General features: G+C 56.1%; 15 protein-coding genes. 6 read left to right on the forward strand and 9 right to left on the reverse strand.

All coding sequences use genetic code 11. From position 1 onward, the window contains the following. Positions 1 to 234: 234 nt before the first annotated feature. From GNT65_RS11115 to GNT65_RS11130, 4 genes are all read right to left on the reverse strand, one after another. On the reverse strand, positions 235 to 1,026 hold the full coding sequence (locus GNT65_RS11115) for a metal ABC transporter permease (protein WP_160796201.1): 792 nt from the start codon (positions 1,024 to 1,026) through the stop codon (positions 235 to 237). 57 nt (positions 1,027 to 1,083) lie between these two features. Beyond that, positions 1,084 to 1,995 (reverse strand): metal ABC transporter solute-binding protein, Zn/Mn family, encoded by a 912-nt coding sequence (locus GNT65_RS11120; RefSeq protein ID WP_160796203.1) that lies wholly within the window; start codon positions 1,993 to 1,995, stop codon positions 1,084 to 1,086. Next, positions 1,979 to 3,184 (reverse strand): hypothetical protein, encoded by a 1,206-nt coding sequence (locus GNT65_RS11125; protein ID WP_160796205.1) that lies wholly within the window; start codon positions 3,182 to 3,184, stop codon positions 1,979 to 1,981. The genes GNT65_RS11120 and GNT65_RS11125 overlap by 17 nt, the downstream gene beginning before the upstream one ends. A 76-nt stretch (positions 3,185 to 3,260) precedes the next feature. Then, entirely contained in the window at positions 3,261 to 3,572 is a 312-nt protein-coding gene (locus GNT65_RS11130) for an ABC-type zinc uptake system zinc chaperone (protein ID WP_160796207.1), read from the reverse strand. 179 nt (positions 3,573 to 3,751) lie between these two features. Here GNT65_RS11130 and GNT65_RS20530 point away from each other — a divergent pair, with 179 nt between their 5' ends. Next, a complete protein-coding gene (locus GNT65_RS20530; RefSeq protein WP_181006261.1) occupies positions 3,752 to 3,949 on the forward strand; it encodes a hypothetical protein in 198 nt (65 codons plus the stop codon). A 107-nt stretch (positions 3,950 to 4,056) separates the two neighbouring features. Here GNT65_RS20530 and GNT65_RS11135 read toward each other — a convergent pair whose 3' ends face one another. After that, positions 4,057 to 4,392 (reverse strand): hypothetical protein, encoded by a 336-nt coding sequence (locus tag GNT65_RS11135; protein WP_160796209.1) that lies wholly within the window; start codon positions 4,390 to 4,392, stop codon positions 4,057 to 4,059. Positions 4,393 to 4,516: 124 nt separating this feature from the next. On the opposite strand from GNT65_RS11135, the gene GNT65_RS11140 reads away from it, so the two are divergent. Beyond that, positions 4,517 to 6,139 (forward strand): mechanosensitive ion channel family protein, encoded by a 1,623-nt coding sequence (locus tag GNT65_RS11140; RefSeq protein WP_160796210.1) that lies wholly within the window; start codon positions 4,517 to 4,519, stop codon positions 6,137 to 6,139. 75 nt (positions 6,140 to 6,214) lie between these two features. Here GNT65_RS11140 and GNT65_RS11145 read toward each other — a convergent pair whose 3' ends face one another. Continuing rightward, on the reverse strand, positions 6,215 to 7,909 hold the full coding sequence (locus GNT65_RS11145) for a formate--tetrahydrofolate ligase (protein ID WP_160796212.1): 1,695 nt from the start codon (positions 7,907 to 7,909) through the stop codon (positions 6,215 to 6,217). 173 nt (positions 7,910 to 8,082) lie between these two features. Here GNT65_RS11145 and GNT65_RS11150 point away from each other — a divergent pair, with 173 nt between their 5' ends. Next, positions 8,083 to 8,973, forward strand: coding sequence for an aldo/keto reductase (locus GNT65_RS11150; protein ID WP_160796214.1), 891 nt, complete (start codon positions 8,083 to 8,085; stop codon positions 8,971 to 8,973). A 114-nt stretch (positions 8,974 to 9,087) separates the two neighbouring features. Here the strand turns inward: GNT65_RS11150 and GNT65_RS11155 are convergent, their stop codons facing one another. After that, a complete protein-coding gene (locus GNT65_RS11155) occupies positions 9,088 to 9,927 on the reverse strand; it encodes a MaoC/PaaZ C-terminal domain-containing protein (protein ID WP_181006257.1) in 840 nt (279 codons plus the stop codon). A 202-nt stretch (positions 9,928 to 10,129) separates the two neighbouring features. On the opposite strand from GNT65_RS11155, the gene GNT65_RS11160 reads away from it, so the two are divergent. Then, positions 10,130 to 10,912 (forward strand): methyltransferase, encoded by a 783-nt coding sequence (locus GNT65_RS11160; RefSeq protein ID WP_160796218.1) that lies wholly within the window; start codon positions 10,130 to 10,132, stop codon positions 10,910 to 10,912. Between the two features lie 8 nt (positions 10,913 to 10,920). Here the strand turns inward: GNT65_RS11160 and GNT65_RS11165 are convergent, their stop codons facing one another. Both GNT65_RS11165 and GNT65_RS11170 read right to left on the reverse strand, forming a co-directional pair. Continuing rightward, positions 10,921 to 11,553, reverse strand: a complete 633-nt coding sequence (locus GNT65_RS11165) for a chemoreceptor glutamine deamidase CheD (protein WP_160796219.1) — start codon at positions 11,551 to 11,553, stop codon at positions 10,921 to 10,923. 108 nt (positions 11,554 to 11,661) lie between these two features. Further along, positions 11,662 to 12,546: a TraB/GumN family protein gene (locus GNT65_RS11170; RefSeq protein ID WP_160796221.1), complete on the reverse strand. Its 885-nt coding sequence runs from the start codon at positions 12,544 to 12,546 to the stop codon at positions 11,662 to 11,664. 48 nt (positions 12,547 to 12,594) lie between these two features. Here GNT65_RS11170 and GNT65_RS11175 point away from each other — a divergent pair, with 48 nt between their 5' ends. Both GNT65_RS11175 and GNT65_RS11180 read left to right on the forward strand, forming a co-directional pair. Then, the gene (locus GNT65_RS11175) at positions 12,595 to 12,906 is read left to right on the forward strand and encodes a prephenate dehydrogenase (protein WP_160796223.1); all 312 of its coding nucleotides are present in this window, start codon (positions 12,595 to 12,597) and stop codon (positions 12,904 to 12,906) included. A 117-nt stretch (positions 12,907 to 13,023) separates the two neighbouring features. Next, positions 13,024 to 14,796 carry a bifunctional diguanylate cyclase/phosphodiesterase gene (locus tag GNT65_RS11180; protein ID WP_160796225.1) on the forward strand — a complete coding sequence of 591 codons (1,773 nt, stop codon included), beginning with the start codon at positions 13,024 to 13,026 and terminating at the stop codon, positions 14,794 to 14,796. Positions 14,797 to 14,799 lie beyond the last annotated feature (3 nt).

Here is a 14,799-nt window from a genome sequence, read left to right on the forward strand (position 1 = left end):
ACTTACTCCTGTGATTTCAGTGGCGACATTATAGCAGCAGGCTTTTTGACTTACACCTGTCGTCTTAAGCCCCTCTCGGCCTTACAGGATAAGAAACAAATGTTAAGGGGATAAGTCACGGAATTAACAGTAAAAAGATATTGCCTCAATCAAAGGTTACCAAGAAAAAAGCGGGCCAGAGCCTATCTGGCCCTACCCGCTCATCGTTCAATAGCTTGGTTATTATCGACTTTTCTAGTTAGCCTCAACCTTTGTAATCGAACTACCTCCGAGTAGTCTGGCCAGCAGCAGACGAAACACTACCGTGCTCACCGCCAGGGTCGCCACGATCGCGGCGCCACTTGGCAGGTCGAAACTGGCCGACAACAGCAGGCCTATACCATAGCCCAGCAGACCCACCAGATAGGCCAGTGGCCACTTTCCCTTGCCGTGCAGCTTGTTGACCGCCAGGGCCGGCAGGATCAGCGAGCTGAACACCAGATAGACGCCCACCAGTTCCACCGACAGGGTGATCACTAAGGCGAATAACAGGTAGAAACCGGCGCCATTGAGTATGGCGGGACGCAGGGCGATGATCGCCAGCACCAGGCCCGACACCAGAGCCGGTAGGACCAACTGTGACCAGTTCACCCAGAGGATCTGCCCAGACATCAGCTGCTTAAGCATCTCTGCGCCATGGGGATCGTTCGACAGCAACAACATGGCCGCCACCGCCGACAGCACATAGAAGCAACCTATGATCGCCTCCAACTCGTCCGCCATACGCTTGGCCAGCCAGGCGATGAAACCGGCTCCCAGCAAGGCAAACAGGGCCGGCATCCAGACTGTGGCATAGGGCAGATGCTCCAACTCATGGTTGGTGTGGGCGATGATGGCCCCCAGCGCCGCCACTTGGGCAATCGCCAGGTCGATGAAGATGATGCCCCGCTTGAGGACCTGACTCCCCAGCAAGACGTGGGTTGATAGCACCAGAATACCCGCGGCGAAGGCGGGTAACAGGATAGATAAGAGATCGAAATCGAACATGATTGAATACCAAAAAGCGAACAACGGCGCCCCATGGGGCGCCGGATCTAAACCAGGCTAGCGATTCACGCCCAGTAATAAATGGATAACGCTGTCGTACAGGCCGAAAAGATCCTGGGCGTCATCGTTACCGCCGACCGACATGGGCAGGTTGACCACGGGCAGGCCGGTACGCTCACCGAGCCAGTTGGCGCCGCGCTCATCCTGATAGGAGGCAACAATAATCGCCATCACATCACCCTGTCCGGCGCGCCCCTGCAGGCTGGCCAGGTGTCCGGTACTTGGCGGCAGGCCAGGCTTAGGCTCAAGATCCCCCACCTGCTCCATGCCTAACCAGTTGAACAGGTAGCGGAAGCTGGTGTGATAGGCGATCACCTTCTTACCTTGCAGCGGTGCCGCCTGTGACTGCCAACGGCCTGTCGCCGCCTGCCAACGTTGACTGAAATCGGCCAGAGCAGACTCGTAGGCCGGACGATTGTCCGGGTCGAGCGACACCATCTTGGCCGACAGCGCCTTAGCCACCTCCAGCAGACGCTCTGGGTCGAAGTGCAGATGCGGATTGCCCTGGGCATGGACGTCACCCATGCTGCGATCCACCTGAGCCAGCTTATCCAGGGTCTGGGTGTGCTCAGCGGCGTAGAACAGCCCCTTGTCGGTTGAGCGCACCTGGGCATTGGCCGACTTCATCTGCAACATGGGCAACCAACCCACCTCGAGATCGGCACCGGCACAGACCGCCAGATCCGCCTGGCGCATCTTGGCGATCAGACTCGGTCTGGCCTGCACCTGATGGGGATCCTGCATAGCGGTAGTCGCGGCGTAGATCTTGGCATCCGGTGCCAGCTCCTTGGCCAAGGCGGCATACTCTGGCTCGCAGGCGAAGATATTCAATTTCGCCTGTGCACCACAGGCAAAGCTCAGTGCCAACGCCGCAACGCCGGCCTTTAGATAGTTAGAATTGATGCGCACCGTGAGCCCCCAGAGTCATGACATATTGAAGTGTAATGACATTATCATCAGTGATGCCGTCAAAGTTAGTGCCTTGCTGATTGGTGTATTGTAGACGCACTGTAGAGAAGTGGCTGTGATGCCAGGCCAGGCTAACTTCTGTTTCTTTTAACTTCTGGGCATCGAAATGCTCATCATGCAACAGGTGGGTATCGACCTGACCATAACGCAGGCCAGCCGACCAATTTGGCGAGAACTGATAGACAGAGCTGAGATACCAACCCGTGTGGGCATCCGGCTTAGCGGTATCATGATCGTCCACAGCCTCATGATCATGGTCATGGTCGTCCAGCGGTTCATAGTCGCTCACGCGGAAATACTCGCCGCTCAGGGTCAGGTGCTGATACTTATAGTTGCCCTGTGGTGCCCACTTATAAACGAAGTCCGCCATATAGGTGTTCTCGCCAGTGTATCTCGCGGCGTGACTATGGTCATGATCATGACCAGCCTCGGCGACCACCTGCTCTTCATGCTCCTCATGGGCGGTGAGACGACCATTCTCGTTACGCAGATAACTCAGGCCCAGCTGCCAGGAGCTACTGACGCCAATATCGCCCCCCAACTTAGTGTAGGCGGTGTAGACGCCGACGTTCTTGAATTCGCGCTCACCGTGCTCATCTTCGGCGCGCATGCCATCGCCCTTGAAGGCCTCGACGCCCATGGACCAGTAGAGATCCGTGGGCGCGACATAATCCAGACGCACACCATCATCGAAGTAGTGACTCCCCAGGAAGGCACGGTAGGCCGCGGGGCGATCTGAGAAGGCGTCTGTGTGCACATGCTGATTGTTGAGGTAACCCACATCCGACAGGAAACGACCGCCGCGCATCGAGAATCCATAAGGCATCGCCAGAGTCTGAATGAAGGCCTCTTCGAGTCCCACCTCGGTCTCGCCATCGTGCACCTCGATCACAGAGGTCAGCTTGCCATAGAACATGTCATCTATGTTGGCACTCAGGGCCAGCTCGGTGTGACCCAGACCAAAGCCCTCGACGCGCTCTGCCATGGGGCGCTCGGCGTTTTGATAATAACCATCGAGCACCGCACTGATGGCTGGGTTAGTCAGGCTAGGATCCGCCGCAAAACTTAGACTTGGTAAACAGGCACAGGCAAGGGCAACCGCCGACAGGCGGGCATTGAAATTAATCATAATGTCTCCAAAAAACAGCTAAACAACTCCGCCACCTATGGGCGCAGAGTATTAATTATCTTGAGTCTTTGAGGTATTACGATTGTGCGGGCGGGGCGCGGCTCTGGAAGTAGTCGACATGGACGGTGGCAAGGGCCGTGGGTTCGCGCAGCGGCACTTCCACCGTAAGGCTAGGCAGGCTAAAGCTGAACTCACCGACCGGCAAGACACTATTTAGCTGCAGTTTTTGAATACACAGGGTGCAGTGTGTGGTGGCGCCCTCGTCCAGATGTTCCAGGCTATGGGCAGGCGCAAGCACAGACAAGCAGAACAATATAGCACTTAGCCATATCGCCACTCCTCTTACTTTTCCTTTTACCGACATTGCCATGGGATCTACTGGACGCATTCAAATTTCGACCAAGTTTAGGGATACGAGTGATGAAGTCAAGCCAGAATTGGCGGTAGCTCGGGCTGGAATGTAACAAAAGTTATGAAAAAGTTTTACTTAAGTGCCAGCCTAAAGCGTGGCCCACATCACGGCCAGATTGGCTAAAATTAAGTCTGACTTAAGTTAGTGACACTAAGATGACAACTAAATTGAGCGGCTGCTTTGAGCAACCGACTCTCCCCATTCAAGGTTTAAAGGAAATGCTCTCTATGAAGGAATTTTTTCGCGAAAATTTCAAACTGCTGTTCTGGACTGCGATCTTCTTTGTCGCCATCCTGGGCGGGATCTATTATGTCGAAACGGCGCTAGAGGCGCAGGTTCAGGTCGTAGAATAACGACTCGGGTAATAACACCAGAATAACGATTCGGCTATCAGATGAGCTAGGCTCTAGGCCTAGCTCAGGCACGGCATCATCTCTGCGGGCTCACACAGCCACGCCCCTCAACGATACTTCTGTCTGTGCTCGCTGTCGTCCAGCACTTGCCGCGGCGGTGCCTGGGTCACCTTGAGGTGATCCATCATGTGGCTAACCAGTAGTATCATCACGGCAAAGATCGCCACAGGCGTGGTCAGGTTACGCCACTCAGGCCAAAAATAGCCCACGACCAGCATCACCAGCCCCAGATAGAAACCCAATATCTTCAATCGCATCAAGGTGGTACTTCGCCCCAACCAGGCCTCGCAGTGAGGACATTGGATCTGGGCATCTAACCCCTTGCCTCGCTGGGCGGCCACCTGCTGGGCGCGAAAGGAGTGACTACAGTGAGAACACAGCACAACAAACTCTCAAATAACGGCAAAGAGTGCTAGTCTATCAGATTGCGCCGCAGCGCGTTGCGAATTTACAGCGCAGATGGAACAGATTATGATTCCAGCCATTAGCTAACACAGGACGGATAATATGTTACGCACCCTAGCCTTGGCGCTGGTGACAGTGATGGCGCTTGCCCATCTCCCAGCCGCCGCCGATGAAGCCCTCCAACCCCCTCAACCCCTGACCGAACTGACTCAACTGCAACAGACCATAGATTCAGACACTGCTAAACTAGGCAGCGCCAACGGCGAGATGAAGCAGTTCATCGAGTATCGCATCAAGGAACACGCCAACCAGATTCATGACAAGTTCAAGCTGCTGATGAGCCAGCAACCACTGGATAAGGCACAGCTGCTGCCGCTGCTACAGAAGCATCTGGCCTTCATCGACAAGGTGGCCGACTACTACGCCGCCGATATAGAAGAGTTCAAGCAACAGCTTGGCAGCGACAATGACACCGGCATCATGTATAAGCTGGCCATGCGGGATCGCCAGCGCGACGAGATCCTCAATGCCAAATATGAAACCCTTACCTGGTTAGACTCCCTAGGCAAAGACACCCAGGCGATCAAGACCCAGCTGACAACCCATCTGCTCAAGCGCTCCGACATGCTCAACAGCCTAGTGCATTTCACCCAGGACAAGCTCAAGCTGGCAGTAGACGAGGCGGCCAAGGCGGGTAAGGATGTCACTGCTGAACAGACCGCCCTGGTCACCAACCTTAACGAGCGACTCAACCTGACCAGCGCCAGCCTGTCGGTGGCGATCGAGCTTCTCGATGCCCTGAGCCAGGACACCACGGCGCTCAAGCAGACCCTGTTCAGCATCTCGGGGGATATCACCCAGGACGTGCTCAACGTCGATGTGGCAAGCAACCTGCTGGATCAATGGTGGAACAAGGCCAAGAGTCAGGCGCTGGACAACGGCCCAGGGTTGCTGTTCAAGCTGTTCATCTTTTTGCTTATTCTCTTCCTGGCCCACCTGGCCGGCAAGGCGGTGCAGCGTATCGTCAAGAAGATGGTGAGCAACTCAAAGCTCAAATTCAGCAAGCTGCTGCAAGACTTCTTCGTCTCCCTCTCCGGCAAGACGGTATTTGCACTGGGTCTGATGATCGCCCTGTCGCAGCTGGGCTTCGAGCTTGGGCCGCTACTGGCGGGCTTCGGGGTCGCGGGTGTCATCATAGGTTTCGCCCTGCAAGACACACTGTCTAACTTCGCCTCGGGCATGATGATCCTCATCTATCGTCCCTACGATGTGGGCGACCTGATCAACGCCGCGGGCGTGACGGGTAAGGTGAGCCAGATGAGCCTGGTCTCCACCACCATCAAGACCCTGGACAACCAGCGACTGATCATCCCCAACAACAAGATCTGGGGCGATACCATCAACAACATCACGGTGGAACATCAGCGCCGCGTCGACATGACCTTCGGCATAGGCTACGGAGACAACATAGAACAGGCCGAACAGGTACTGCGCGGCATAGTCGATGAACATCCTAAGGTACTCAAGCAACCTGAGCCGACGGTGAAGCTACACCTGCTGGGCGAGTCTTCGGTGGACTTCGTGGTGCGTCCTTGGGTGAAGCCGGAAGATTACTGGGATGTGTACTGGGACATCACCCGCGCGGTGAAGATGCGCTTCGACCAGGAAAGTATCTCGATTCCTTTCCCGCAGCGCGACGTGCATATTTATCAGACAGAAAAATAGTCGCTTACATAAAAACGCCTGCAATTGCAGGCGTTTTTTTATCTAGCTAGAACAAGAGCCGATAACCCACCAGCCTTAGGCCAGTCCGGTGATCTCACCCTGCTCATCGATATCTATGTTGAGGTAGCCGGGTCGTATCCCCAGCCCAGGCATGGTCATCACCTTACCCACCAGCGCCGTGATAAAGCCGGCACCGGCATTGAGTTTCAGCTCGGCGATAGGCAGCTCAAACCCTTGCGGCGCCCCCTTGAGCTTAGGATCATGGCTGACCGACATGGGGGTCTTGGCGATGCAGAGCGCCAGCTTTTCGAATCCCTGGCGTTGCAGCTGAACCAGCTGCGCCTTAGCCTTATCGGATAAGCTGATACCGCTGGCGCCGTAGCCAGCCTCGGCGATGGTCAGCAGCTTAGCCTCTATGGACTGCTTGGTCTCATAGAGATAACGGAACTGACTGGCCTGCTCGGTAGCGCGCACCACGGCCTCGGCCAATGCCACCGCGCCTTCGGCGCCCTCGCTAAAGGCTTCGCAGACTTCACAGGCAAACACCCCCTCTTGCAATACGCGGGCCTTAAGCCAGTCCAGCTCCTCCTGGGTATCCTCGGCGAAGCGGTTGATGGCCACCACCAGCGGCAGGCCATACTTGGCCACGTTGCTTATGTGCCAGCTTAAGTTAGCATAGCCGGCGGCGAGCTTATCCATCTCACTCCCCGCTTGGGGATTGTGGGACTTGAGCGCCTTGACCGTCACCACCAAGACCGCCGCATCTGGCGCATTGCCCGACTGGCGCGTCTTGATATTACAGAATTTCTCGAAGCCCATGTCGGAGCCAAACCCCCCCTCTGTCACCACAATATCCGCCAGCCTCAGGGCGATATCGTCGGCGATGATCGAGGAATTACCGTGGGCGATGTTGGCAAAGGGTCCTGCGTGGATCAGACAAGGGGCACCGCTTAGGGTCTGCATCAGGGTCGGCGAGATGGCCTGACTCATGATGGCGGTCATGGCGCCGGCCACACCGAGATCTTCGGCGCTGATATAGTCGCCCTGCTTGTTCTGTGCCAGCACGATACGGCCGATGCGGGCACGCAGATCCTTGAGATCCCGGCTCAGCGCCAGGATCGCCATCAACTCGGAGGCGGCACTGATATCGAAGCCCCCCTGATGCACAGGGCCGTTGACCTCACCCAGGCCGACCGTGATGGTGCGCAGGCTGCGCTCATTCTGATCCACCACCCGGCGCCAGAGGATCTTGTCGGGGTCTATATCTAAGGGCGCTAACCCAGATTGCTCGCGAAAGGCATCACTCCCTAAACGCTGCTCATGATAGAGGCGGGCATCAATGGCCGCAGCAGCCAGATTATGGGCACTGGTCACCGCATGTATGTCACCGGTCAGGTGCAGGTTGAGATCTTCCATGGGCACCACCTGGGCCAGGCCACCACCGGCGGCGCCGCCCTTGATGCCAAACACCGGGCCCATGCTGGGCTGGCGGATACAGGCGCAGCTCTTCTTGCCGATCGCCTGCAAGCCCTGTGTCAGGCCGATACTGGTGACCGTCTTGCCTTCACCGAAGGGGGTCGGTGTTACCGCAGTAACTATCACTAACTTACCATGTTTGTTATCTTTAATTCGGTCAGCGATAGCCAGATCGACCTTGGCCTTGGTCCTGCCATAGGGGCTTAATTCGTGGGGCAAGATCCCGAAGGCAGCGGCGATCTCTTCTATGGGTTGTAAGCTGGCTTGGCGTGAGATTTCGATGTCAGTCAGCATATAGCGCTCCTACAATAAATAAGCATGAAAAAAAGCGAGCTGGTGCGAATATAGAGCAAAAAATGGTCACAACAAACCTATTCATTGTCGACAATAGCTTTAATTAAGGATTTATGAATCTAAATCAATAAAATGATTATTAATGGAAAAAATTAATCCAAACGGAGCGGCCCATGAGTCAGCAAAGCTTTACATTTTCTCCCTTTATCGCCGGCTTCTGGCGTCTCGATAGTTGGCAACAGACGCCACAGCAGACCCTGGCGCTGATCGAACACTATCTCAGCCTGGGTGTAACCTGTATGGATCATGCCGACATCTATGGCGAGTACAGCTGCGAGGCGCTGTTTGGCCGCGCCCTGGCCCTCAAGCCCTCTCTTCGACAACAGATGCAGATAGTCACCAAGTGCGGCATCAAGCCCGCCTTTGCCTCCACAGCTGATCGCTACGTCAACCACTATGACACAGGCTATCAGCACATTCTCGCCAGTGTCGACAACTCCCTTAAGGCGCTGCAGGTGAATGAGATAGATCTACTGCTGATCCACAGACCGGATCCCCTGATGAATGCCGACGAGGTCGCCCAGGCCTTCGAGCAACTCTACCAGACGGGAAAGGTACGCCACTTTGGCGTCTCTAACTTCACCCCAGCCCAGTTCGACCTGTTGCAATCCCGCCTGGATTGCCCCTTGGTGACCAACCAGCTGGAGATCTCTCCCATGGCCATGCATACCCTGAACGATGGCAGCCTGGATCAGGCGCAGCAGTATCGCTGTCCGCCCATGGCCTGGTCCTGTCTCGGGGGCGGCGAGATCTTCCACAGCCAGAGCGAGCAGGCCGTTAGGCTACGTAAGACATTGAGCAAGATAGCCGCCGACCATGGCACAGACGATATCAGTCAGATCATCTATGCCTGGGTGATGGCCCTCCCCAGCCAGCCAAGGCCTATCATAGGTAGCGGTAATTCTGAGCGGATCAGCGCCGCCGTGGCTTCCGGCGAGATAACGCTCGACGGGCAGGAATGGTTTAGCATCTGGCAGGCCTCCACCGGTCACAGCGTGCCTTAGGACACTAAAAAGTAATTACCTTTCTGCACCAGAAACCAAAAAGCCAGCAATCTGCTGGCTTTTCTCTATCCATCTCAAACTTAGACTTAGTCTGAGAAGTTAGCTTTTAAGGAATTAGTCGTGAAACTTCACCTGACCGGTCAGGTGCGGCCTGCGTCCCTTGACGTCGCGCAGCTCGAACATCAGCCCCTCGGCGCTCTCGGTGTCGAAATCGAAGCTCACCTGGGCCGGCATGAGAAGTGGCAGCTTGAAGGCCACCTCTACTGTACAGGGCTTATCGCCGATCTCTGGCATCAGCTGGGCCACGCTTCTCGCCTTAGACCACATGCCGTGAGCCAGCACGCGATCGAAACCGAAACGCTTAGACAGCACGGGATGCAGGTGGATCAGGTTGTAATCGCCCGATGCCTTGGCATAGCGGCGGCCGAGATCTTCGCTCAACTCCCAGCTAACCGGATTCGACCAGCTCATTGGGCTTGCCTTGGGCGGACGCGCTCGCTTGCCGCCGCGATCGATACGGTAGAGATAGGTCGATAGCGACTCCCATACCAGCTCGCCACCGACGAAGGCCCGAGACACCAGCTCAAACTCCAGCCCTGAGTCTGTCATCTCGCTGCTGGTCAGCTCGCACTCGAGGTCATAGCGCTCATCGACGCTTGTGGTGCGATAGCGGGTAATGCTGTTCTTCAGATGGATCATGCCCAGCAAGGGGAAGGTGATCGCATCTAAGGTAAAGATGCTGGCATGCAGGCGAAACACCATGACATAGAGATAGGTCAACGGCAGCTGCTGACCATCGAACTCGAAGCCACATACCTTGGCATATTGGGCGACCTTGTCGGCGCGCACGGCCACCTGTGGACAGGTCACCTTAACATGGGGGAGAGGCTGCTCATCCCAGCCTGGCTTTCGGCCAAAAAAGATCTTGCGATAAAGTGATAACAACGACGGCATCGCCTTAAGTTCAACACAAATTTCTTTATTCACGCTATCCAAACCCTTCACACTTTACTCAGCCTAAAAATTGCAAGCCCGCGAGTATACCCCAAAATCACGCTTTTTACCTAAACCTTAAGTCTGTTTAATGCGCGTCGCCCCCGCCTATGGCAAAATAGCCCTCCTAATTTCAGTCAGCTTTTCCCATGGGCGTCACTCAGTGCAAGACAAAAACTTCGATGCATTAGCCGGTAAATTTGCCAAGAACATCTACGGCACCCCTAAGGGCGAGGTCCGCGCCGCCGTGCTGTGGCGAGATCTATCCCAGGCCTTGACTCAACTGCCAACTGGGCCGCTACGTATCTTGGATGCGGGCGGCGGCTTCGGCTTCTTCAGCCAGAAGCTGGCGAAGCTTGGCCATAGCGTCACCCTGTGTGATATCTCCAGCGAGATGTTGGCCCTGGGACAGGCGCAGATAACAGAGTATGAAAACGATAGCGGCGACAAGCTGGATATCACACTGCTGCACGCACCGATACAATCCCTGACCCGGGAAGAACTTGGCCAGTTCGACCTCATCCTCTGCCATGCGGTAGCCGAGTGGCTGAGCGATGCCAGGCAGACCCTGGCCGGTCTGACCCAGCTGTTAAAACCCCAGGGACTATTTTCCCTCATGTTCTACAACAAGGAGGCGATGCGCTTTCACAGCCTGATCTCGGGTAACTTCGACTATGTGGCGGCAGATTTTAAGGTGAAGAAGAAGGTCGGCCTCACCCCCAGCTATCCCCTGTATATCGACGATGTAAGGGCCTGGGTAGCCGATTGGCAGATGGAGCTGGTCACAGAGTCTGGCGTACGGGTGATCCACGACTATCTCAAGACCCACCAGCCCCCTAATGCCGATTTCAGCCAACTGCTGGAGATGGAGCTGCAATACTCGACCCACCCCGCCTACATAGGCCTGGGGCGCTACGTCCACTTCATCACCCGCAGGCAAAGATAGCTAGCTTACTAATCGAACAGCTCCACCTGACTCTCCCCCTGAGCGGTGACTATCTGTTTCAGATAGCGCTGCTCTTCGCTCATCATCTTACTGATTCGCTCAGGTGACAGTCGCATCAGCTTAACCTTGCCACTGTTTGGGTGAAACAGCACCTTGCGGGGCCAGGGGCCACCGAGATCTTCGCTCACAATCTCTATGCCCTCTGTCTTGAGGTAATTCTTCACGAAGTTGATGTTGGACTCGCCGACGTTCAACACACTGGCGGCCGTCATCTGTGCACCGCCGAATACCTTGGCCTTGAGGCGATTACGCATGCCGCCCAGGTTCAATATGTTGTTGATCAGCTGCTCCATGGCCCAGTTGCCGTAACGACAGGTATAGCTGGTCAGCTGATGCCAATCTTCATGGAGTTGCCGCTCGGGCAGCAGGAAATGGTTGAGGCCGCCTATGCCCAGTAAGGGATCCCAGATGCAGGCGGCGACACAGGACCCCAGGCGGGTGAAGATCAACTCATCGTGACCGGTGACATAGAAGTTGCCAGGATCGACGCGGGCCACCACGGCTTCGTGGCGGCTATCCCACTGACGGGGGATAGCCTCAAATTCGGATCGAACGGGGAAAAGGGTCGCCTCTGCCTGCATCTTGCCTCCCTGCATCGATGGGCCCTGCGCCCATCGATATCTCGGCTAACGTGTATCCTGCCTAACAGTATAGCCAAACGAGAGACACAGATGCCCTGCAGAGAGGCTTTAGTTACAGGTCGTCTGCCAGCAGTTTTGTACCTTGGTCCCTTCTAATTCAGCAAACTTGGCGGGAATCCCCTTATCCCCCACCACGTGACCGGCGCCAACCACCACAAATAGCGGCGATGGGCCATCTTGCTGCATCATCAAGGAGCCGATCTTGGCCGTCATCTGCTCGTTGCGCTGCCACAGCATCTTGTCGATAAGCTCCTTATCGCCATCGTGTAGCATCTGCCCCTGCATCAAGGCATCGAGCCCCGCCTCGTCGCCGCTGCGCCAGGCCTTAATCAGCTGCACCATCTCCTCGTCCGGCGCATCGATCGCCTCCAGCACCATTTCCCACTGAATCTGCGGGCTGAAAGAGGCCATCAGCTTAAACTGATACTCGGTACTCTCGAGCTCGATCACCGGGCGCGAACCGTTCTTGCTCAGCAACATCTGATCTACGCCCCACTTGGCCTGATAACCCAGGGAGGCGAAACGCATCACACTAAACTGCATCGCCTGCATCCAGGGGGCGTAGGGCTGCATGGGGGTGCAGATCTCACTACGGGTACGGCAGTATTCTTCCAGGCGCGCCTTGGTCTTGGCGTCGGCAGCCACCTGGTTCAAGCCATACTTGCGGATCAGCCCCATGATATCCGCCTTGTTGGTATCGGCCTCTACCGCCAGGGCGCCCGCCTTGGCAAAGGCCGATTCGATCTGCTCCGCCATGGGGTAGAAGTCGGCCTGGCCGATATGGACCGATCCTAAGAGATAGGTCTGTTTGCCTTGGTAAGTGATCTTATAGAAGGGCGGTTTATCATCACCGGCTGCCATCGCGCCGAGTGACATGATCCCTGTCAGTAGTAAAATCCCTATGTTTAATAAACGCGGTCGACTTGTTGCCATCAGGCTTGCCCCTTATAATTCGGCTAAATTTTTCTACACGAGGCAGTTATGCCACATAGTCACCTAATAGAGCAACTGAAAGAGAACCTGCAGTTGGCCTATCGTCAGGCCATCGACGCCGATGCCAAACTGGATGAGTTAAAGAAGGCCGGCCACGGTAAGTTCACCACCATCTTCACCCAGGATGAAGGCTTTACCTCCCGCAGCAACCGCTTCGGCCCCTATGTACAGGAGCTGGCCGACGAGATGACCAAGCTGCCAAGCCAAGGCGAAGATCTTGCCCCGGCGCTGGAGAGTTTCGTGCGTAAGCTAGGGGTACTGCTGCAGACCCTTCAGGCATTTAAGAGCCAAGCCAAGTAACGAAGCACCTAAGTAACTAAAGTAACCGAATGAGCTAGTAGGCTCATACTTTAGTGTCATATTGCTGTCATGGCCTGGCCATAGAATCGCCCTACTTTTCGTACGAGGCGAACCTGGATGACAGCAATCGACCTGAGCAGTGAACTGGATAAGATCATCGAGCGTGAGAAGATCCATGTGCTGTTTCAGCCCATCTTCAACATCAATAGCCAGAGGCTGCACGGCTTCGAAGCCCTGAGCCGGGGTCCAGAGCATAGTGCCCTCTTCTCCCCCGTGCCCCTGTTTCAGACCGCGGCTCACGAGGGACGCCTGTCGGAACTTGAAGAGATCTGCCGTCGTCACTCCATCAGGCAGTTCGACACCCGCGAGTTGCCGGGCAAGCTGTTTATCAACATCTCCCCCAAGGCCCTGCTTGAACCCAGCCACGCCAAGGGGCTCACCCTAGGCTTGGTACAAGAGCTTGGACTCTCGCCGGATCAGATAGTGATAGAGCTGTCGGAACAATACCCCGCCGACGATATCGATCTCCTGAAGGAGTGCCTCAACCACTACCGCAGCCAGGGGTTTCTGACCGCCATCGACGACCTCGGCACCGGCTATTCTGGGCTGAGGCTCTGGTCTGAGCTGGCACCGGACTATGTCAAGATAGACCGCCACTTCATCTACCAGATAGATCAATCACCGGTGAAACAGGAGTTTGTCCGCTCCATCATAGATCTCTGCCAGAGCCTGAGTTGCAAGGTGATCGCCGAAGGGATAGAGACCCAGGCCGAATTGGCACTGCTGACCCAGCTCGGCATCGTCTATTGTCAGGGCTACCTGCTGGGCCGCCCCCAGACTCAACCGACACAGACCCTGACGGCGATGGCGCCTCAGGAGGCCAAGCAGCGACAGACCCGCTACGCCGAATCGGCCGAAAGCCTGTCGACCCGCACCATATGTGTGACACCCGAGACCAAGTTGAAGGCCCTGAGCGCCCGCTTCGTGCGCTCGCCGCACCTGCAGGTGGTCGCCATCGTCGATACTGACCGGCAGCCTCTAGGGATAGTGGACAGGGCGCAGCTGATGGAGCTGTTCAGCACGCCCTATGGCCGTGCCCTGCACGAGAATAGTCCTGTGATTGAGGTGATGAATGACAAGGTACTCAAAGTGCCAGCCTGCATGCCGATCTCCGAGGTGAGTCAATGCCTGACCGCAGAACACGGCACGGTTGCACAACATTTCATGGTAATGCGCGACCAGCGACTGCTGGGAATTGGCCACACCAAAGATCTGCTACAACAGATCACTGAGCAGCGCATCAAGATGGCCCGTCACGCCAACCCCCTGAGCGGCCTACCGGGCAACATCCCCATTCAGGAGGAGCTGCAACGCCTGCGCCAACAGGGCCGCGCCTTCTATCTGGCCTACTTCGACCTGTGCCACTTCAAGCCCTATAACGATATCTATGGTTTCTGCCGCGGCGATGAGGTGATTCAAGCCGTGGCGAAGCGCCTGCAGCAACAGCTGGGCGGCGAGCACTTTGTCGGCCATGTGGGCGGTGATGATTTTGTGGTGATAGGCACAAGCCCGGCCATCATCGACGCATGCAGGCAGCTGCTGCGCGACTTCAACCAAGACAGAGAGGCTTTCTATAGCCCTGATGACTGGCAGGCACAAGGTGTGACGGCCGAAGACAGACAGGGGCAGAGGGTGACTCATCCCTTGATCAGCCTGTGTGTCGGCCTGCTGCCCCCAGAGGTGACCCGCTTTTGCGACGAGCAGGGGCTATCGACCTATAGTGCAGCGGCAAAAAAACAGGCTAAAGCCGCAATGAGTGGCTTTAGCCTGTTCACCCCCGCGCCCAACGACGCGGCAATTACTCTGTATCGACCGCTTAAACTCGCCTGAGAG

Origin of the sequence: Shewanella insulae (assembly GCF_009831655.1) — a bacterium.
Lineage (GTDB): Bacteria > Pseudomonadota > Gammaproteobacteria > Enterobacterales > Shewanellaceae > Shewanella > Shewanella insulae.